15 protein-coding genes are annotated in these 20801 nt (G+C 59.4%); 7 read left to right on the top strand and 8 right to left on the bottom strand.

Going from position 1 to position 20801, the window contains the following annotated elements; all coding sequences use genetic code 11:
• Positions 1–2: 2 nt before the first annotated feature.
• The 6 genes from HWX74_RS06265 to HWX74_RS06240 all read left to right on the top strand — a co-directional run bounded on the left by HWX74_RS06265 (position 3) and on the right by HWX74_RS06240 (position 7526).
• Positions 3–1949 (top strand): cation-translocating P-type ATPase, encoded by a 1947-nt coding sequence (locus tag HWX74_RS06265; RefSeq protein ID WP_176012735.1) that lies wholly within the window; start codon positions 3–5, stop codon positions 1947–1949.
• Positions 1950–2111: 162 nt separating this feature from the next.
• Positions 2112–3278, top strand: a complete 1167-nt coding sequence (locus tag HWX74_RS06260; RefSeq protein WP_176012734.1) for an ABC transporter ATP-binding protein — start codon at positions 2112–2114, stop codon at positions 3276–3278.
• 18 nt (positions 3279–3296) lie between these two features.
• Complete coding sequence (locus tag HWX74_RS06255) at positions 3297–4727, top strand: hypothetical protein (protein ID WP_176012733.1); 1431 nt, start codon at positions 3297–3299, stop codon at positions 4725–4727.
• A complete protein-coding gene (locus HWX74_RS06250; RefSeq protein ID WP_176012732.1) occupies positions 4724–6361 on the top strand; it encodes a hypothetical protein in 1638 nt (545 codons plus the stop codon). Before HWX74_RS06255 ends, HWX74_RS06250 begins: the two co-directional genes overlap by 4 nt.
• Positions 6362–6571: 210 nt before the next feature.
• Positions 6572–7036, top strand: a complete 465-nt coding sequence (locus HWX74_RS06245; protein WP_176012731.1) for a dCMP deaminase family protein — start codon at positions 6572–6574, stop codon at positions 7034–7036.
• A complete protein-coding gene (locus HWX74_RS06240; protein WP_176012730.1) occupies positions 7029–7526 on the top strand; it encodes an adenylyltransferase/cytidyltransferase family protein in 498 nt (165 codons plus the stop codon). The genes HWX74_RS06245 and HWX74_RS06240 overlap by 8 nt, the downstream gene beginning before the upstream one ends.
• A gap of 78 nt (positions 7527–7604) precedes the next feature.
• Here the strand turns inward: HWX74_RS06240 and HWX74_RS06235 are convergent, their stop codons facing one another.
• The 6 genes from HWX74_RS06235 to HWX74_RS06210 form a co-directional block, all read right to left on the bottom strand.
• Positions 7605–8957, bottom strand: a complete 1353-nt coding sequence (locus HWX74_RS06235) for a GH1 family beta-glucosidase (protein ID WP_176012729.1) — start codon at positions 8955–8957, stop codon at positions 7605–7607.
• A 27-nt stretch (positions 8958–8984) separates the two neighbouring features.
• On the bottom strand, positions 8985–11015 hold the full coding sequence (locus tag HWX74_RS06230; RefSeq protein WP_176012728.1) for a sialate O-acetylesterase: 2031 nt from the start codon (positions 11013–11015) through the stop codon (positions 8985–8987).
• A gap of 64 nt (positions 11016–11079) precedes the next feature.
• On the bottom strand, positions 11080–14139 hold the full coding sequence (locus HWX74_RS06225; RefSeq protein ID WP_176012727.1) for a hypothetical protein: 3060 nt from the start codon (positions 14137–14139) through the stop codon (positions 11080–11082).
• A gap of 45 nt (positions 14140–14184) precedes the next feature.
• Complete coding sequence (locus tag HWX74_RS06220) at positions 14185–14859, bottom strand: type II secretion system protein (RefSeq protein ID WP_217704870.1); 675 nt, start codon at positions 14857–14859, stop codon at positions 14185–14187.
• Positions 14860–14995: 136 nt separating this feature from the next.
• Positions 14996–15586 (bottom strand): hypothetical protein, encoded by a 591-nt coding sequence (locus HWX74_RS06215; RefSeq protein ID WP_176012726.1) that lies wholly within the window; start codon positions 15584–15586, stop codon positions 14996–14998.
• Positions 15587–15799: 213 nt separating this feature from the next.
• The gene (locus tag HWX74_RS06210) at positions 15800–16624 is read right to left on the bottom strand and encodes an AraC family transcriptional regulator (RefSeq protein WP_176012725.1); all 825 of its coding nucleotides are present in this window, start codon (positions 16622–16624) and stop codon (positions 15800–15802) included.
• A 117-nt stretch (positions 16625–16741) separates the two neighbouring features.
• Here HWX74_RS06210 and HWX74_RS06205 point away from each other — a divergent pair, with 117 nt between their 5' ends.
• Positions 16742–18520, top strand: coding sequence for a glycoside hydrolase family 2 protein (locus HWX74_RS06205; protein WP_176012724.1), 1779 nt, complete (start codon positions 16742–16744; stop codon positions 18518–18520).
• Between the two features lie 199 nt (positions 18521–18719).
• On the opposite strand, the gene thrC is transcribed toward HWX74_RS06205, so the two are convergent.
• Entirely contained in the window at positions 18720–20006 is a 1287-nt protein-coding gene (gene thrC / locus HWX74_RS06200; protein WP_176012723.1) for a threonine synthase, read from the bottom strand.
• A gap of 146 nt (positions 20007–20152) precedes the next feature.
• On the bottom strand, positions 20153–20800 hold the full coding sequence (locus HWX74_RS06195; protein WP_176012722.1) for a hypothetical protein: 648 nt from the start codon (positions 20798–20800) through the stop codon (positions 20153–20155).
• Position 20801 lies beyond the last annotated feature (1 nt).

The raw sequence follows: 20801 nt of genomic DNA, 5'->3' as shown, positions 1-20801 counted from the left end.
TCATGGCTGAAATAGCGAATGCGGCGCAGGCCGCGAAACCTTGTTCTCCCTGCGGGCACGACCATTCGACCGACGGGGCGGGGCATGACCGCAAGATGGGCCGCCTGAGCTTTGCGCTGATCGGCGGCGTGCTGGTGGCGAATTCCTTCATTCTGGAATGGTGTCTGCCGGCCCAGGAGCGGGCGTCCGATATCAGTGCGATCATCGGGGCGTTCATTCTGGCGTGTCCGATCGTTTATACGGCGATCAAAGATGTCATCAACGGCAAAGTGTATATGAACGAACTGGTGGCGCTGGCGATCCTGGCCGCGCTGGCCGGCGGCAATTTCCAGACGGCCGGCATCATCGCCTTCTTTCTGCTGCTGACGATCATCATCGAGACGCGCACCGCCAGCGGCGCGCAGCGCTCGATCGAGGAACTGGTCAAATTGACGCCGAATACCGCACACCGCGTCGTCGACGGCGTCGAGTCGGAAGTCGATGTCGGCGTTTTGGCGGTCGGCGATATCATCCGGGTGCGGCCGGGCGAAAATTTTCCGGTCGATGCCAAGATCATCTCCGGAGAAAGCACCGTCAACCAGGCGTCGATCACCGGAGAATCGTTCCCGATCGACAAGGATCCCGGCGATGACGTGTTTGCCGGTACCCAGAACCTGACCGGGCTGGTGGAACTGCAGGTGACCCGTCTCGGCGAAGATACGACGCTCGGCAAGGTCAAGGACATGATCATGCAGGCGGAGGGCAGCCGGACGCCGATCGTCCGGATCATCGACCGTTACGCCGGTTTTTATACACCGACCATCCTGATGCTGGCGGCGGTGACCTGGTTCTTCACCCAGGATATGTCACGGGTCATCACGCTGATGGTCATCGCTTGTCCCTGCGCGATCGTGCTGTCGACGCCGACGGCGGTGGTGGCGGCGGTGGCGGCGGCGGCGCGGCTGGGGATTTTCATCAAGAACGTCAGCCATTTGGAATTGGCCGCCAAAGTGCGCGCTTTCATCTTCGACAAAACCGGTACGCTGACCGACGGTATCCTGTCGGTGGTCAAGCTGGCGCCGTTCGGCGAAGTCAAGCCGGCTGAATTGCTGCGTTTCGCCGCATCGGCCGAATGCCACAGCAACCACCCGACCGCGGTGGCGATGCAGAAGCTGGCGGCGGAGGCCGAGTTGAAGTTGAGTGACGTCACCGATTTCAAGGAAATTCACGGCAAGGGGGTCGAAGGCAATGTCGACGGGGTGCTCTGCCGGATCGGCCGGGCCGCCTGGCTGGAATCGCTCGGTTTGACGATTCCGGCGCGGGACGCGTCCGAGGCGGAAGGCATGAGCGTCGTCTATGTCGCCAGGGAGAATGACGTGATCGGCTGGATCGGTTTCAAGGACAAGTTGCGCAAGGATGCGCCGCAGATTATTCGCGATTTGCGCGATCTGGGCATCCGGCATTGCGCGATGGTGACCGGCGACCGCCAATCGGTGGCGGAATCGGTGGCGGCGGCGCTGCAGATCGATGAATACCGCAGCGAGTGCCTGCCGGAGACCAAAGTGGAATATGTCGAAAAAATCAAACGCGGCGCTACGGTCGCCGTCGTCGGCGATGGTGTCAACGACGCGCCGGCGCTGGCGGCCGGCGACCTGGGCATCGCGATGGGAGCGATCGGCAGCGACATCGCGATCAACAGCGCCTCGATCGCTTTGATGAACAATGATTTGCGCCGGATTCCGATGCTGGTGAGTTTGTCGAAGCAGTTGCGGATGGTGATCAACCAGAATTTGCTGGTCGGTTTGTTGTTCGTCTTCGGCGGCATCGTGTTGTCGGTGTTCGGTTGGATGACGCCGATCTGGGCGGCGCTGCTGCATACGTTCAGCACGCTGCTGATCATCTTCAACAGCGCCCGGCTGGTTCGCACCGGCGAGGAATTGACGTTGGAAGAATACGTCCCGGAGGATTGACCGGGAAACCGTGCAGCCGGAGAAGGCGACCGGGCCGGCCGCTTCTCCGGTGGTCGGATTGATGAACCCAAAAAAACGAACGAAAGTTTGAAACGGAAAATATAATTTAACCGCGAGCCCTGCCGGCATGGTTTCCGGCGTGGCCGGTGAGGAGATGAATTTATGGCGGAAGAAAAAGTCCCGGTGGTAAGCGCAGTCGGCTTGACCAAGGTATTCCGGGATTTCTGGAACCGGCCGAAAGCCAAGGCGGTCAATGATATCGATTTCGAGATTCATGACGGTGAAGTGATCGGCCTGCTGGGGCCGAACGGTTCCGGCAAATCGACGACGGTTAAAATGATATTGGGATTGCTCTACCCGACCGGCGGGACGTTGTCGGTTTTGGGGCGGTCGCCGCGGACGGTGGAGATCAAGCGGGAAATCGGTTATTTGCCGGAGGAGAGTTATCTGTACAAATATCTGACGGCGGAGGAGACGCTGGATTTCTTCGGTTCCCTGTTCAATTTGTCCAAGGCGGAACGCAAGCGGCGTATCGATCAATTGTTGGAAATGGTCGGCATGACCCATGCCAGGCGCCGGCGGGTCGGGGAGTTTTCCAAGGGAATGGCCCGCCGGATCGGGCTGGCCCAGGCGATGATCAACGACCCGGCTTTTCTGATCCTGGACGAACCGACTTCCGGGTTGGACCCGCTGGGCTGCAAAGAGGTCAAGGATTTGATCATGACGTTGAAAAAACGCGGCAAAACGGTGCTGGTGACCAGCCATCTGCTGAGCGACGTCGAGGATATCTGCGACCGGGTGATCATTCTGTACGGCGGCAAGATCCGGGCGACCGGCACGCTGAACGAATTGTTGACGGTGACCGATGCCAACCGGATCGTCACGCCGGCGTTGTCGCCGGAAGTGACCAGGCGGCTGATGGAACTGTTGCGGGAGAATCTGCAGGGCGAGCAATTCTCGATCGACCATCCGCGCCGGACGCTCGAAGAGTTCTTCCTGGAGGTGATCGACCGCGCCAAAGCCGAAAGCGTCGAAACCGCCGGCGTGGTTTCCGGCGGCAAGATTGCCGATTATCTGTCGGCCGACGACCGGACCGGCGCAGTCATCGAATCGCTGATCGCCGAGACCAGGCCGGCGCCGAAAGCGCCGGAAAAAACGGAAGCGCCGAAACCGGATGCCGCCGCGTTGGCGGCGGCTGAGGAAAAACGGCTGGAAGAGTTGACGGCGGAGCCGGAAAAGGCTCCGGTCAGGGATGAGAAGGCCGAACAGGACGAAGCGAAGCGCAAAGAGCTCGAAGAGGCGAACGAAAAGCTCAAGGATCTTTTGTAACTTAAAAGGACATGGTTTATGAAAGCATTCTGGGCAATCGTTAGACTGACGAATCGAAACGCCTTGCGGTCGCATATTTTTCAGTTGCTGCTGGCTTTGCTGCTGATCGCGGTCATCGTCATTCCGACGACGATCAGCGGCGACGGGACGGCGATGGGATTCATTCAGATCGCGCTGCAATATTCGCTGGCGGCGATCATGTTCGTGCTGGCGCTCTCCTCGGTGTGGTTGTCGTGCTTTGCGATGACGCAGGACGTCGAGACCTATCAGTTGCACATGGTCGTCAGTAAGCCGGTGTCGCGGGTGACGCTGTGGCTGGCCAAGGCCACCGGGGTGTTTCTGCTGCATCTGGTGCTGCTGATTCTGGCGACGACGGTGGTCTATTTCGCCGTATTGTGGCGCTATAACCAGCAGGATTTTTCCGAACAGGAGCGGCAGCGCATTGAGAACGAGGTTTTGGTCGGCCGCCGCGCTTTTTATCCGGAGCCGCCGGATCTGGACCGTTATGTGACCGAAATCATCCGGCGGGAGAAAGAAAAGGCCGAGAAAGCCGGCCAGACTTTCGACGAGTCGCCGCTGGCCCTGGAACAGTTGCGGCAGTCGATCCGCCGGCAATTGATGGATCAGTACGGAGAGGCGCCCTATCAGAAACTCAAAGTGTGGGAATACCGGAATTTGCCGACCGACCTGAAAATGCCGGTCTTTCTGCGTTACCGCGCTTATGTCGCCAAAGTGGATACCAAGGATCAGCGTTTCACGCTGGGCCAGTGGATCGTCGGGGTGCCGCAGTTGATGCCGGAGGGGGAGAAGGAAAATGTATTTGCCGCGGACCAGCCGGAAGCGAAAACCCAGTTTCTGATGCAGCCGATGACCAGCCGTCCGGAACAGATCCGCAGCGGCGAATTTCATGAATTGGCGCTGACGCCGGACCTGATTTCTCCGGAAGGAACGCTGCGGATTGCCTACGTCAACCACGACCCGGAAGGGGAAACGCAATTCTTCCAGACCCAGGATGGTCCGCGGCTGTTGCTGCCGGTGACCTCCTTCACCGAGAACTATTTCCGGTCGGTGCTGGTCGGCGTTCTGCAACTGTTGGTGCTGATCGGCCTGTCCTGCGCGGCGGCCGGGCAGTTGTCGATGCCGATGGCGATTTTCTTCGTCGCTTCCTACCTGCTGTTCGGCATGTTCGCCCAGGTGATGGCGGCGACCGACTACTTTTCGGGAGCGGCCGATTATATCGGTTATATTGTCGGCATCGTGCTGATGTGGTTTATCATTCCGATGCAGGAGTTCCAGGTGACCCATCTGGTTTCGGGCGGGGAGCTGGTGGAATTTTCGTATATCGGCAAATTGTTCCTGGCTTATTTCGTGATCAGGGCGCTGCCGCTGATTCTGCTGGGTATCTGGCTGTATTGGCGCAGAGAAATGGGATTGGTGATTCGCAAATGACGAAATTCAAAACATTGGTATTGTTTTTCTGCCTGTTGATCATTTCCGGAGTGCTGCTGTTCGGCATCAACCGGGTGGAACGGAAATTGGACGTGATGGTCGCGGAGAACAATCTGCATTTTACCGGGCAGATCAAGAATGCTCCGCCGATCGTCGTTTTCACGACGGTGGCGCTGGGCAGCTTCCGCGGCTTGCTGGCCGACTTGCTGTGGCTGCGCGCCACCCGCCTGCAGGATGCCGGCAACTACTTCGAGATGGTGCAGCTGGCCAACTGGATCACCGAATTGCAGCCGCGTTTTTCCGGCGCGACGGTTTTCCTGGCCTGGAACATGGCCTACAACATTTCGGTGACCTGTTCGGATTACAGCGACCGCTGGCGCTGGGTGCAGGAGGGGATCAAGCTGATCCGCGACAAGGCGATCGACTACAATCCGACCGATCCGTTGATTTATCGTGATCTGGCCTGGATTTTCCAGCATAAGATGGGCAACGTCATGGACGACGCCAACCAGTATTACAAAGTGCAGTTGGCCCGGGAAATGTCCAGAGTGATCGGCGCGACGCCGGACTGGGAAGGCATGGCCAAAGCGCCGGCCGGCGAATCGGCGTTCCTGGCCCGTTATCCGCAGGACGGCGAATTGTGGAAGCTGCTCAAACAGGCCGGCATTGAGAATTATGGCGCATTGTTCGCCGCCTTCAAGAAGGATGGAAAGCTGCCGGATGCGCTGCTGACGCTGCTGCAGGGGGATGAGACGCTGATCGCCGAGCTGGAGTGTGCGTTGCGGGCGGACTGGATCTACCGCGATTACCGGCTGAACGTGCCGCTGATCGTGGAAATCAACCAGAAATACGGTGAACTGGATTGGCGGGTGGCCGAGTCCCAGGCGATCTATTGGGCGACGATGGGGTTGAAGATGACGCCGAGCCACAAGGACATCAACTGTGAACGGGTAATCACCCAGTCGCTGCAGGAGTCGTTCCGCAATGGCCGGGTGCTGATGATCGCCGACGACGTCAACACGATCACGCTGGTGCCGAATCTCAACGTGGTCGATCAGGTGATCGAAGCATACGAAACGGCTTACCGGGAGAACAACAATGCCCGGACGTTCTATTCGGCCAAAATCAATTTCATGAAGGACGCGATCGTCACGTTGTACAATTACGGCCAGTTCAAAAAAGCGGCCGAACTGTACGCCACGCTGAGCAAGCTGGAAGGCATCCGGCTGCCGCTGGAGTCGTTCGTCATGTACCAGTGGGAAGAGGATGTCCGCGACGCTTCGGTCAAGCAGGCCAGTTCGATCATCTCCGGATTGATCAGCAGCAGTTTCAGTTATCTGATGTACGGCGACGATGACGCGGCGCTGGCGCGGGACCGGATTGCCCGGTATATTTATACGAGTTACCAGAATAATCTGGCCAACCGGCCGAGCAAGGACCGCATCGGGCTGTCGCCGTTTGCGCAGATGAAGCGGGAAGTGTATGACGGCTTTATGCGCAGCCCGACGGTACCGGCTGCCTTCAAGCAGATTCTGCAGGCCAAACTGCAGCAGGAGGACCCGGAGGTTTTGAAAGAACAGACGCCGACGGCGGAACAACTGATCGGGCCGCTGCTGCAGCAGCCCGGCAAGTAGCCGCTCCGGATTGGGCGTCGGCTGAAGCGGCCCTGTACATCAATACGGTGGCCGTATTTTTCAACGTAATCTTTTGCCGTTCGGCTTTGCCGGGCGGCGAAAGAGGGCGGAGAGGTTGGAAAAAAGCAAACGGGCGGGAAGAAGGGAAGCGATCCGGAAAAGATTTTTCCCCGCTTCCTGCGTGGTCAACAGCGGAAAGGAAGGCGAGAAATGGACCGGCCGGATTGGGATGAATATTTTATGCGCATCGCCGAAGTTGCCGCCGAGCGCAGCAATTGCTGCCGTCGTCAGGTGGCGGCGGTGATCGTCAAGGACAAGCGGATTATCTCGACCGGCTACAACGGTACGCCGCGCGGCATCCGCAACTGCAATGAGAACGGTTGTCCGCGCTGCAATTCGTCGACGCCGTCCGGCAAGGATCTCGGTGAATGCCTTTGCAGCCATGCCGAGGAAAACGCCATTGTTCAGGCGGCGTATCACGGGATTGCCGTCAAGGACTCCATTCTTTATACGACATTCAGTCCCTGTCTGTTGTGTGCCAAGATGATCATCAACGGCGGCATCGTCGAAGTGGTTTATCAGAACCGTTATACGATTGACGACGTCTCTTTGAATCTGTTGAAGGAGGCCGGCGTCCGGGTGCGGGCGCTGAGCCGGAAGGCGGACCATGCTTAAAGATCCGGCGCAGTGCCTGATGACGCTGGAGGAAGCCGCCGGCTGGCGGGAAACGTTGCGCCGCGACGGCCGCCGGCTGGTCGTCACCAACGGCTGTTTCGACCTGCTCCACCGCGGCCATGCCGCTTATCTGTTCGACAGCCGTCGCCTGGGCGATGCCCTGCTGGTGCTGATCAATTCCGACGCGTCGGTGCGGGCGCTGAAAGGTCCGGCCCGGCCGGTCAACGACGAATACAGCCGCGGTTATTTGCTGGCCTCGCTGGCGGCGGTCGACGCGGTGGTGGTGTTCGACGGGCAGCGCTGCGACCGGGAACTGGGCTTGCTGGCGCCGGACATCTACGTCAAAGGCGGCGATTATACGCTCGACAAGCTTGACCCGGCCGAACGTCGCGCCTTGGAAGATTGCCGGGCCCGAATTTGTTTCAAGCCGTTTGTGCCGGGATTTTCGACCACCGGCATGATCGACCGGATTCTGCAGGGGCTGGCATGATATTCCCCTGAGCTGGAGAACGCCGTCCCGGTTATTTTGACCGGGACGGCGTCATTGCTTCCGAACAATGAACGTTTTTCAGCACACCGCATTCTGCCGGATGACGTTCCGGTAAAAATCCGCGCTGAGCTTCGGCGTCCGCTGCTGGGTGTTGAAGTTGACGTGAAACAACCCGAAGCGTTTGGTGTAACCCCAGGCCCATTCGAAGTTGTCGAGCAGACTCCAGACGAAATAGCCCTTCAGCGGAATTCCTTCCGTCGTCGCCCGCTGGGCCTGTTCGAGGTGGTGGCGCAGGTACATCACCCGGGTGCTGTCGTAAACCCGGCCGTCCTCGCGGCTCGGGCGGTCCGGCGTCGGGCAGCCGTTTTCGGCGATGAACAGATCCGGCCCCGGCCAGAGATCGACGATATGGCGCAACGCCCAGTAAATTGCCCGCGGTTCGAAACGGAGCCAATCCCATTCGAGCATCGGGTAACCCGGCGGAAATGGAATCGTCCGCCAGCCGGAAGGACGGGAAGCGTCGGCGACGCCGTGTTCGCCGCTGTAAATATTCAGACCGATCTGGTCGAGCGGCGCGCCGATGAGTTTCATCTCCCCGTCGGTGAATTCCGGCGCATTGTCGCCTTCCGCCTTCAGGAAAAAATCCGGGTAGGCGCCTTCCATGACCGGAACCAGCCGGTTGGCGTTGGCATAACGGAAGGCGGTCCGGGCGGCCAGGTTGTTTTCCGCCGATTCATAAGCCGGCACGGTGGCCAGACAGTTTTCGACGATGCCGGCGGTGCAGCCCGGTTTGGCGTTGGCGCGGATCGCCGCCAGCATGACACCGTGGGCGAGGAAGGCGTTGTGCATTGTCTGCAACGCCACTTTACGTCCCAGTTTCAGGCCCGGCGCATGGACGCCGGCGCCATAGCTGCTTTCGGCGAAGCACATCGCTTCGTTGATGGTGAAGAAGTGGCGGACCCGGTCGGAAAGATGCCGGACGACGAACGCGGCGTGCTCGCCGGAAGCGTAACTGGTTTCTTTGTTGCGCCAGCCGCCGAGTTCTTCCATCGCCTGCGGCGTTTCCCAGTGAAACAGCGTCACGAAGGGTTCGATGCCGTTGGCCAGCAATTCGTCGATCAGCCGCTGGTAGAAATCCAGACTGCGTGAATTGGGTTTGCCTTTGCCGTCCGGAATGGTCCGGCTCCACGGAATGGAGAACCGGTAGGCGGTCAGCCCCAGCTCCTTCATCAGCCGGATGTCCTCCCGGTAGCGGTGAAAATGGTCGCAGGCGACGTCGAGCACGTCGTCGTTGAGGATGGCGCCGGGCTGGCGGGTGAAATGTTCCCAACTGGATTCGCCGCCGCCATCCTCGTGCGGCGAGCCTTCAATCTGGAGTGCGGCGGTAGCGGCTCCCCACAGGAAGCCGTCCGGAAATTTTTTGTCGTACATCGTATTTTTTTTCTCGCGTTGTAGTGATTACAGTTTATCGCTGCGAAACGGCTCCGCCGGCAAACCGGCCCGATTGTATAAATTAATACGCAGCGGATAATTTTCCCAGGCGTAACGGACAAATTTCGGCTCTTTTATGTCCGGATGGCCGACGAAAACGCTGTGACCGCTGATTTTTGCCTCGGCCCGGCGGAATTTGCCGTCGGCGCCCGCCACCAGAAAATTGGCCGGCATTTTGCCGTCGCCGGTCACCAGGCCGTCGCCGGCATGATCGAAAACCACTTCCAGTTCGCCGTGATGCGGCCGGATTTCCCGTACGGCCGGGCCGCGCGATTCGACCGGCAGCCGGTAATAGACCCGTTCGGCTTCCAGGGCCAGCCGGATGCCGACATCGCGCTTATTGGTCGGATGAATGTCGGTGGCGTTGCCGAGGTCGATGCTGATCGCCCGCCCGGTCAACGGCAGTTGCAGCGCGGCATCCTGTGCTTCGCGCAGATAGGCCCAATCACAGGCCGTATCCGGTTCTCGGGACAGGAAGTAATCGTCCGGCAGCACCAAACCGGGCTCGTGTTTTTCAAACGCCGACAATTGCACGAAGAAAAATCCCATCCCGCCGTCGCCCCACAGTTGCCGCCAGCGTTCGATCAACTGGGGAAAGCTGCGGGAATAAAGCGCCGGGTTGCCGACATTGCTCTCGCCCTGATACCACAAAAAACCGGCGGCCGGGTAGTCGATCAATGGCCGGATCATGCCGTTGTACAGCGTAGTCGGGAAATACTGGTTGCGCAGGTCGACCGGATTGACCGGCCGGGCCGGAATGCGGTCGGCGGTGAAAACGCATTCCCGACGCGCCAGCCAGGTTCCGGCCAGCTCAATCCGGCCGGCCGGATCGCCGGACAGTTGGAGGAATACTTCTTCCGGCCGCCCGGTCAGCCCGCCGTCGTAAGCGAGGTCGGCGATGCGGATCGCAATCACATTGTTGCCGGCCCTGACCAGTTCGCCCGGGATGCGGTAAAAGCGTTTCGCCGCCCAGTATTGCGGCGTTTCCACCCCGGTGGCGCCGACCTTCACGCCGTTGAAATAAGTTTCGTCGCAGTCATCGACTGCACCGAGCGACAACTCCAGATCGCGGCCGGTCCAGCCGGCCGGCAATTCCACTTCGCGCCGCAACCACATCACGCCGTCGAAGGCCGGCATCTGCCGCTCCCAGATACCCGGCACGGTCAAGTCCCGCCAGTTGCCGGTTTCCAGTTCCGCCGCCATCCAGCCGGCGGCAGCGGCCCGCTCGGCGGCGAACTCCCGCTCGATCCGTCTCAACCATTTCTGCATCGATTGATCATAAAACTGCTGATATTCCGCCTCGGTCAACTTGCCGGCCGTATCGACCAGTTCCAGCAGCGGCTGACAGTCCAGCGCTTCCAGGCTGGCGCGGTCCAGCCAGCTTTCAATGGCAGTGCCGCCCCAGTTGGACTGGATCAAACCGATCGGAATATCCAGGTCATGCTGCAGCCGCACGGCGAAGAAGTAACCGACGCCGGAGAGATTTTCACTGTTCCGGCCGACGCATTTCTGCCATTTTCCGCCGGACAGAGTCGTCATTTCCCGGTCCGGACTGGTCCGATACGGCACCTGGAAAAACCGCAATTCCGGCGTTCCCGGTCCGGCCATCGCCTCCTCGCCGCCGTCGCTGCGCACCAGCGGCCATTCCATATTCGATTGACCCGAGCAGATCCAGACATCGCCGATCAGCACATCGTGAAAAATCCGCTCTTTGCCGCCTTCCTCCCGGACGGTCAGCCGGTAGGGCCCTCCGGCCGGCCGCGCCGGCAATTCCAGACGGAAATTGCCATCGGATCCGGTTGTCGTCTCAACCGAATCGCCGGCCAGTTCCGCCGTCACTTCGCTTCCCGGCGCCGCGGTGCCGACGATCCGCAGCGGTTTGCTCCGCTGCATCACCATGCCGTCGCCATACAGCGGCGACAATTCCAAACCGGCGGCGCTCCAGCCGCCGATCAGCAACAGGCCGACGGCCCAACTCCTCCAATCGCGAGCGTTCACGTATTCTGTCCTTTCCTGCCGTTTCCCCGTTGCAGCCGTTGGCCGCGGGAAATGGCAAATATTTTTATTGCACCAGCTTCAGCGAGTTGAGCCGGTTGTGATCTTTGCGCATGATGATGCCTTCTCCCCATTTCAGGAATCCCTCCCGCCGGTCGGTCGTGCAGTTGTTCACCAGAAACGACAACCCGATCGTCGCACCGGGAACCGGATTCAGACCGAAATCCGCCTTGTCCAGATTGAGCACGTACAGATAATGATCCTCCGGCAGCCGGATGAATTCCAGCGAACTGTTCGGCAGCTGCGTACCGGGGCCGATGTGGCGGAACAGCGTCGGTTGGCCGTTCACTTCGGCGGCGGTGAACTCATGCCAGTTGACACTGTCGCCGTAAGCGGTGTCCGGATCGTCCTGCCGCAACGATATTTGAACGGAATCGCCCTGCCAGGAGCCGGCCGCCTGGAACGGTTGCGCAAAAACCGGATCATGCACCAGAATTTGCAATTGTACTGTTTCCGGCGTCCAGAAGGCCCGGAATTTCGCCTGGATGGTCTGCTTGAAATCGCCTTCCCAGGCCTGCCAATTCTCCGGCGCGGAAATGTCGGTCCAATTGCCGGAGTCGCGCAATGACGCCCAGTCGAATTTCTCCGCCGCCGCGGTCAGCGGCCGGGCTTCGGCCTCCGGGATTGCCGTCGGCTGAATCGACCAGACCAGCGGCGTCGCGTTGCCGTTGCGGTCGAAGAGTTCGACCCGGAGAAAATTCCGGCCGGCCCGGCCCGGTTCGAAGCCGATTTCGAAGGCAAACGGCAACGCCGTTTTCGGCGGCACAGTCACTTCCGCCGCGTCGAACGCGTACAAGTGCGCCTGATACGGCAGTTTCAAGGCCGGTGCGATTTTCACTTCCCGGTCGGACAGGTTGTTGAATTTCGCTTTCATCCGGATCCGACCGTAATCTTCGATATAATAGCCCAGCGCGTCGAAAGTCAGGTTTTCAACCTCCAGGTCCGATTGCAGCACCACCGGTTTGGCGGCCCGGCCGCGGTCCTTGAAGTCATGCGCGTAACGCCATAGCCGCATCGCCTCGGTATCGGTTTTCAGAAACGGTTCGACCTCGGCGCGGTCCAGGTGCAGATAGACCAGGTCGTCCGGGGTGCTTACCGTTCCGTCGGCGATGGCGATCGTCCGGCCGTCCAGACCTTCGGCCGCCTTGACCGGCAGACCTGCCGGCAGGACGCTTTTCTGCTCGCTGCCCAGGCCGAACAGCACTGCGATTGCCCGGTTGCCGTTGGCGAAAACCCGGGCCAGGTCGCTGTCGGCGCCGGCCAGGTCGCCGATATATTCGAAATGGGCCAGCAGCCGCGCCTGGTGAAGATAGGCGGCGAAATTACGCATCGGCGAATGGTTGGCGTCCATCATGCCGAAATTATTCGGACCTTCCGGATAGAATTTATACTCGAAAGCGAAATAACGTTCGATGCCGAGCGCCTTGAATTCCATCGCCATGCCGGCGATGCCGGCGGCGCTGGCGATGTCTTCCGCCACCGAGGCGCGGTCCTGACCGACTTTGAACGGCCGGCCGCTTTCGGTGATCCAGTACGGAATGCCGAGCCGGTCGGTGCCGGCGGCGATCTCCTGGTCGCGCAGGTATTTTACCTGAGCCAGCGCCGTTCGCGGATCGTTGTAATGGTGGAAGCTCAAGACATCGCAGTCATCCAGCAGACCGTTGTCGATATACAGCCGGTAAAACGGATATTCGGGATGAAAATAAAAGCCGGTAAAAATCCCGCCGATGATGCGGGTGCCGCGATCGCGGAAAGCGTAGGAAAACACTTTGGTCAGCGCCGATTGCTGTTCGCCCGGATAGAAATTGCCAAACTGGCATTCCGGTTCGTTCCAGACTTCGATCGCCTGCATCGTTTCTGGGTAGCGGTCGACCATGCCGGTCCAACTGTCCAGGAGGTCGATCAGGTGGCGCGGATAGAGGTTGAAATTGAATTCGCCGTGGGTCGCGCCGGTCCAGGCCGGCGCGTCGTGGAAACATTCCAGCGTCTTGATCCGGTTTTTGGTCGCCGCTTCGCGGTAGATACCGAAACGGTTGGCAAATTCAAACTGGCCCGGTTCCGGTTCGACCGTCGTCCAACTGATCCGGTCGCGATTCCAGACGATGCCGTTGGCGGAGAGAATCCGGCAGTAGAGGTCGATCAGTTCAAAAGTCTGCGGCGGCACGCCCCAACTGAACGAACTGTCGATCGCGTAATATTCGTCCGGCCCGGCGGCCGGCGGGTCAGCGATGACAACGCCGCAGCGGGCGTCGATGCCGGGCAGATTCAGTTCGAAATATCCCTTGCCTTCCGGAGCCGGAATCCGAATGAGGCGCTTTGCCGCGTCGAATTCGGCGGTTCCGGCGGCCGCCGGGTTGCCGGCAAAGTCGAGATATTGGTAATGCAGCCGTTCCGGCGTCAGTTCTTCCGGCACATTGCGCAGCCGGATTTCCACCGGCGTCCCGTCACCCGGTTGCCGGAACAGCTTTGCCGGATCGACCAGATCCCAGTAAATTTGCTCCGCTGCCGCGCGGTTGTCGGTGACGAACTCCAGTTCGCCGAGATTCACGGTGATCACCCGGTCCGGCCCGGCATTCGGCAGCAGCAGCGCGAAACGGCTGAACGGCGGCCGGATTCTGCCGTCGTTCCGGCCGTTCCAGTGAGTGCCGGAATCCGTCGGCCGGAAGATTACCGGCTGGAATTCGTCGCCGTTGCCGCTCAATGGCAATTGATACTGGTGGACCTGCCAGTCGCTGTCGGTCAGCCGCAGCAGCAGATAAGGCGCCGCCGTCTTTGCCTGAAAACGAATTTCACTTAAATTCAAATGGGTGTTGAAATCCTTGAAAAACGACACGTAGTTGCCGCCGTGCCGGAAATCGCCGGTCAGCCGGAGCGTACTTTCTCCGGCCAGCGGCGTTCCGGCATCGATGGCCAGCGCTACTTCGGCGCCGGGCGCCTCCGGTCCGTTGCCCGTCGTCCAGTTGATCGGCGCCGGCAGCAGATATTCCTTGACGACATATTCCTCCGCCGCCAGCGGCGACGCCAGCAGCGCCAAGGCCGCAACGCTCATCCAGTGGTTGAATCGCATAATTCTCCTGATGGTAAAAATGACTGATAAAGGCTTGATACAATATCACGGAATGTCGTAGCCGAACACCGGATAATAACAGAAATTCCAAATATGCTGCGCCGGTTCGATGGCCTGGCGGTAGGAAATCGCTTCACAGTGGCCGTCGGAAAAGGCCGCATTGCAGGAATTGGTGTGACGGAATGCCTCTTCCGGCCAGCACTCCAGCCGCTGATTCCACTCTCCGGTCCAGCCGCACCCGTTGCAGATGTCGCTGAAAAGAATCGACTGGGCCGGATTTTTTACATTGGAAAGTTTGACTGAAGCGCGGACGGCCGATTTTGCCGTATCGTCCCAGACGCCGCCGATCCAGGAGTTCAGACCGTAAGTGAAATAACTTCTTATGCCCGAATAACCCGGGCATTCCGCGGCGGCGTGATCGCCCTGCTTGAAGTCGTTCCAATCCACCAGCTTGATTCCCATATAATCCGCCAGTTGGCTGAACCAGTCGCCGCTGGGGCCCCAACTGTAATAGATGAGCGCCTGGGGCGGCGCGTCAGCGTTGTCGCCGGCGTACATGTTGACTGCCAGAGCCATCTGTTTGAGGTTGCCGGTGCATTTGATCGCCACCGCCTTGGCCTTCGCTTTGCCCAGGGCCGGCAGCAGCATGCTGGCGAGGATGGCGATGATCGCGATCACGACCAGCAATTCAATCAGTGTAAAATGCTTTTTCATTTTCATATGAGCCTTCTCTTGTTTGATTTAGGGAATAAAACAGGTTCGACCGTGCACTGTCTACAAATGTCATATATTTAATTATACATAATTCTGAAGGATTTGACAACCCCTTATGTTGTCAAAAATTATCGCTAAATTATCATATTGATGCCGTCTGCGGGCGTCCTGCGTAAATAATTCGCGCCGCAAGCGCCGTCGTCCGACGGATGAAACCATCCAGAAAGTTCAGAGACAGGCCGAATTTGCGAAACCTGCGGCCGGGTCGCACCGTCAGGGGCGCGAACTGCCTCTCCCCGTCGTCGAGCTGCAGGCAGAAGAATTTTGCTTCCGGATCGATGACAAGACTCAACGTGTGCCAGAACTCCGGCCGGTGGGGACTGCGGATGACGATCTGATCGTAGGCGTCCGTCGGAACGCCGGCATCGCTGATCAACGCTTTGAGATTTTTGTCGCCCCGGCCGTTCGGTTCCGCTTCGAAGTACAGCGAGACGGCCGGCGAATCCAGCAGGCGCGGAAAGCGGTTGGTCTGGCGGGCGTCATCCTGAAATTCCAGGTCGATGCGGCCGCCCCGGCGGAAGTCGAAGGTTTCCACCAGTTCCGCGGCGGCAGCACCGTCGCCGGTGAATGTCAGAATCGTTCCGACCGGCCCGGCGGCCGCTTTACCGGCGGGAGTTGGGGCACTATGCCGTAAATCCGGCCAGCCCGGCAGCGGTGCACGCGGTCGAAACATTGGGAAAATTGGCGGTAAAACTGACTGTGGCGGAAGCGGAAACGGTTTCGGCGTTATTGCCGGACGGAAGACCTGCTCGGCGATTACAGCGTCATGGCGCTGGCAGCCAACCGCGATCCGGCTGTTCGGCTGGCGGCTGCGGCGGCGCTGCTGCGTTTGCCGGGAGAATAGCTGCCAGATGAGGTTCGGACGGCGGCGGCCGACCGATGACGTTTACTGTTCGCAGTGCCGATAGGCGATCGGTGAAATGCCTTTGCGTTTTTTGAAAAAACGTGAAAAATAATATTCATCCCGGAAACCGAGCAGGAAAGCGATTTCTTTCAGCGTGCCGTTGGAATTGCGCAGCAGCTCGGCGGCCGCCCTGGCTTTCTGATCGAGCAGGAACTCATGCGGCGTCTGGCCGAATTCCGCTTTGAAAATTCGCAGCGTCTGCACTTCCGAACGGTTGATCAATGCCGCCAGCGTTTTCAACGCCGGCGGCGGCTGGGTGATGTGTTCCAGCAGGAAATTTCGCAGTGCTTCGCCGGCGGCGGTGACGGCTTTGGTGCTGTGGCGGCCGATGGCGTCGGGGTGATCCGCCAGCGCCCGGACGATTTGCAGCAGACGCGTTTCCATGAAGGATTGCACTTGGTTGAGGCTGAGTTTTTCCAGTGCCAGCACGCCGGTCTTGATGAGCCGGCCGGCCCGGCTGGCGTTTTTGAACAGAAAAAGATCGTCGATTTCATAAACTTTGAGCAGCTCTTCCATCAACGGGCCGCCGAGGTTGAACCAGTATTTCACCCAGGGTGTGCCGGCATCGGAACCGTAACTGTGGCGGCACCAGCCCGGCGCGATGTAGACGTCGCCGGCCTGCGGATACAGGTATTTGTCTTTGACCTTCAGGAAACCGCTGCCCTGTTCGACGTATTCCAGCACGAAAATCTCCTGGGCCGGCCGGGCAATCCGGTAGCTGCCGTCGCAATAGGAGATGCCGGCCAGCTGCAGACGCAGCGGCGAATGGTTCTGCAACGCCGGAATGAAAACAAAATGTTCTTTCATGATAAGATTGTCCATGAAAATGACGATATTTTCCATTTTAAAGCAACTGTATGATAATATAATATCAAAAGGTTCCATCGCCAAACCGATTTGAACAGCATACAGGAGAAATGAAAAATGAACAGTATTCCCCGCAGTGAATACCCGCGCCCGCAACTGGTGCGTCAGGATTGGCTGAATTTGAACGGCACCTGGAGTTATGAATTCGATCCGGGCAAATCCGGCGTCGCCCGCGGCCTGGCCGCCTCCAAAGGATTTGCCGGCAAAATAACGGTGCCGTTCTGTCCGGAGAGCAAGCTCTCCGGCGTCGGCCACACCGATTTTATCGAAGCGATGTTCTACCATCGCCAGCTCGTTGTTCCGGCCGATTGGAGCGGCAAACGGATCATTCTGCATTTCGGCGGCGTCGATTACGAATGCGAGGGATTCATCGACGGCAAAAGCGTCGGCCGGCATTTCGGCGGCAGTGTGTCGTTTGAATTCGACATCACCGGATTCGTCACTCCCGGCCAAACCCATGACCTGGTGTTGAAGGTGCTCGACGACACCAGGAGCGGCGTGCAGTCGGTCGGCAAACAATCCACCGAATACCATTCCCATGCCTGTTCCTATACCCGGGTGACCGGCATCTGGCAGACGGTCTGGCTGGAACCGGTGGCGATGGCGGGTCTGCAGCGCTGCCGGATCACGCCGGATGTCGACAACGATTCCTTCGTGTTTACGCCGCAGTTTTATGCCGAACAGCGCGGTCGGAAGATGAGGGTGAAGGTCTCCGCTGCCGGAAAGCTGGTCGGCGAGACGGTGACGGCGGCGGCAAGCGGCGTCTCCTTCGCCGTCAAAGTGGCGGCGCCGCACCTGTGGTCGCCGGAAGATCCGTTTCTCTACGACATCAGTTACGAATTGACCGACGCGGCCGGCAACGTGCTGGAGACGCTGGAGGCATACGCCGGACTGCGTAAAATCCATATCGAAGGCAACCGCATCTTTTTGAACAACCGGGAAATTTTTCTCCGGCTGGTGCTCGATCAGGGCTATTATGAGGACGGCATCTGGACGGCGCCGTCGGATGATGCGCTGCGCCGGGATATCGAATTGTCGATGGCGGCCGGCTTCAACGGCGCGCGGCTGCACCAGAAGGTGTTTGAAGAGCGGTTCCATTACTGGGCCGACCGGCTTGGCTATCTGACCTGGGGCGAATCGGCGTCGTGGGGCAATGCCTTCGGCAATTCATCCCATCAGAAGCCGGCGCCGGAATATTGGCAGAGCCTGTTCAATTTTCTGGCCGAATGGCGCGAGATCATCGAACGCGATTACAACCATCCGTCGATCATCGCCTGGACGCCGGCCAACGAATGCTGGCCCGGAAACGATCTGGCTTTGTACCGGCGGAGCTTGAGCGAGATTTACGATGTCACCAGGCAGCTTGACCCGACCCGTCCATGCAACGAGAGCAGCGGTTATCATCACGCCAAGACCGATTTGTGGACGGTTCACTTCTACCGGCCGACCGCCAAGGAGCTGCATGAGGCGCTGGTGCCGGCCGATTATCCGGTCGGCCGCTGGAATGCGGAGCTGGAGTGCGAATACCGCGGCCAGCCCTATCTCAACGATGAGTTCGGCGGTTTCATGTTCATTCCGCCCGACCGCCGGAAGTTCGCCGAAAATACCTGGGGGTATTACGGCATGTCGATCCCGGACGAGGACGAGTTCTGCCGCATTCTTGACGAAGAGGTCGAAACGATGCTGAACATCGACTCGCTGTCCGGTTACTGCCTGACCCAGTTGACCGATGTGGAGCAGGAGCAGAACGGCGTTTACAACTACGACCGCACGCCCAAAGTGGCCCCGGAACGGTTGAAAGCCATTTTCGGCCGCCAGCCGAAGCGCCTCTCCTGACGCGGCCCGTCACCGGCGCCGGGAACATCCCGGCGCCGGTTGGTCGACTTGCCGGTTCCGGGGAACGGACACGGAAGTTTACTGCGGCCGAAATAACCCGGCCGGTTTTTTCATGGACTGACATTGGGCGCAGGCAATCATGACCTTCCCGGCTGCCGCTTCGCCATTCCGGCCGGTGGCGCCGGATTGCCGGGAAGCGCTATTCCAGCGCCTGCCGGACCGCCTCGAGCGTGCAATCGATCACCTGCGGTTGGTTGGCGTAGGTGCCGCGGATATTCAGTTTGCCGAGTTCGTCTTTGTGATAACCGATGACCGCGTCCGGATCTTTCAGGATATTGCCGGTCAGGATGCCGACCACCTGCGCTTCCGGGTCGATCACGCCGGCTTCCACCAGTTTTTTGGCGCCGGCCACCGAACAGCAGGAAGCCGGTTCGGCGCCGATGCCGGCGGCATCGACCATCGCCTTGGCGTCCATGATCTCCTGCTCGGTGACATCCTCGACAACGCCGTTGCACCACTCCAGGCCGCGCAATGATTTCTCCCAGGACACCGGATTGCCGATCTTGATCGCCGTGGCGATCGTTTCCGGATTTTCCACCGCCCGGAACGGCGTTTTGTGCTTCCACATGTTGGCTAGCGGCGCCGATCCGGCCGCCTGGATGACGGCGATGCGCGGAATTTTGGCGATGATGCCGAGTTCGTAGAGCTCCTGCAATCCCTTGCTCAATGCCGTGTTGTTGCCCAGATTGCCGCCGGGAATGACGAACCAGTCCGGCACCTGCCAGTCGAGCTGCTGCAGCACTTCGAAACCGATCGCCTTCTGGCCTTCGATCCGGAACGGATTGATTGAATTGAGCAAATAAATATTCAATTCCCGGCAGACTTCCTGCACCAGCCGCATCGCATCGTCGAAGTTGCCGCGAATCTGCAGCGTTTTGCCGCCGAAGGCGAGCGCCTGCGCCAGTTTGCCGTAAGCGATTTTGCCTTCCGGAATGAAGATCACCGATTTCATGCCGGAAACCGCCGCATAGGAGGCCATGCTGGCGCTGGTGTTGCCGGTACTGGCGCAAGCCACCGTCCGGGCGCCGTAGAATTTGGCGGCGGTACTGCCGCAGGTCATGCCGCGGTCTTTGAAGCTGCCGGTCGGATTTTCACCTTCATGCTTCAGATAAAAATTCTTCAGGCCGGCATATTCACCGGCCTTGCCGGCCGGATAAAGCCGGGTGTTGCCTTCCTGGCGGGAAACGATACAGGAATCGTCGATGTCCAGAATCAGCTCTTTGTAACGCCAGACGCCGGAAGCGTACACACCGCGTTTGGCGCCCCAACGGCTGTCCCACAATTTCTTGAGTTCCCGGCCGTCGACGCCGGAAAAATCCCGCGTCAGGTCCAGCGTGCCGCCGCACTGACAATTATAACGCACCTGCGACAAATCATAGGTTTTGCCGCAGCGGACACACTTCAAACAGGAAGGAATGACTTTCATTTTCTTCATTCTATTTTGGGTTGACTTTCCGGAATCGCTTCAAATTCCGGAAACATTCGATAAAATCACATAAAATTATCACCACTTCCATTTTTTTCCAGTCCGGAAGCGATGATAATTGCCGTCATCGACAACGTTTCCCCTCCTCAATTCCGCATGAAACGGTAAACGCCCCAGCCGGCCAGGATCAATATCGCCAGGCCGCCCGGCAGCCAGACCCGGTGACGATACAACACCGGATAGTGACGATAGAATTCCGGTACCCGTTCCAGGCGCCAGGCTTGATAAAGCCAACGATCCGACGGCGCCATCGTTTGGTTCATCTGCACATCGCCGTCCGGATAGTCCCAGTGCACCGTCAGCAGCGGCACCGGCAGCCGGGCGGTGCCGTCCGTCAAATCGTATTCCGTCACCATTCGCCTGTCGGCGGAAAAAGTTAATTTCATATCACCGGGGGCAAACGATGCGGCCGGCCGCCATTGCCGGCCGGCCCGGCGCAACACATAGTCTCCCGGCGTCAACGCCGTCGGCGCTTCCCCGCTTCGGCGGTAGAGCTGACTCAGCGTTTCCCCGCTCAACCCGACATCCGGCTCCGCTTCCAGCCGGTCGGCCAGCAGAAACGCCGCCTGCCAGGTTCCCCCGTCTGCCGGCGGCAGAAATTTCACCGCCGAAACGGTTATCAAAGTGACCTGCGGCCCGAACAACAGCCAAGCGAACAACAGTACGCCGCTCAGCGCAGCACCCAGGCCAATCCAGGCGACCGGGTTGCGATTGACGTGAATCGTTGGCGGCATC

The organism is Victivallis sp. Marseille-Q1083, assembly GCF_903645315.1.
Taxonomy (GTDB): Bacteria; Verrucomicrobiota; Lentisphaeria; order Victivallales; family Victivallaceae; genus UMGS1518.
This window is presented reverse-complemented; position numbering and strand designations above follow the sequence as displayed.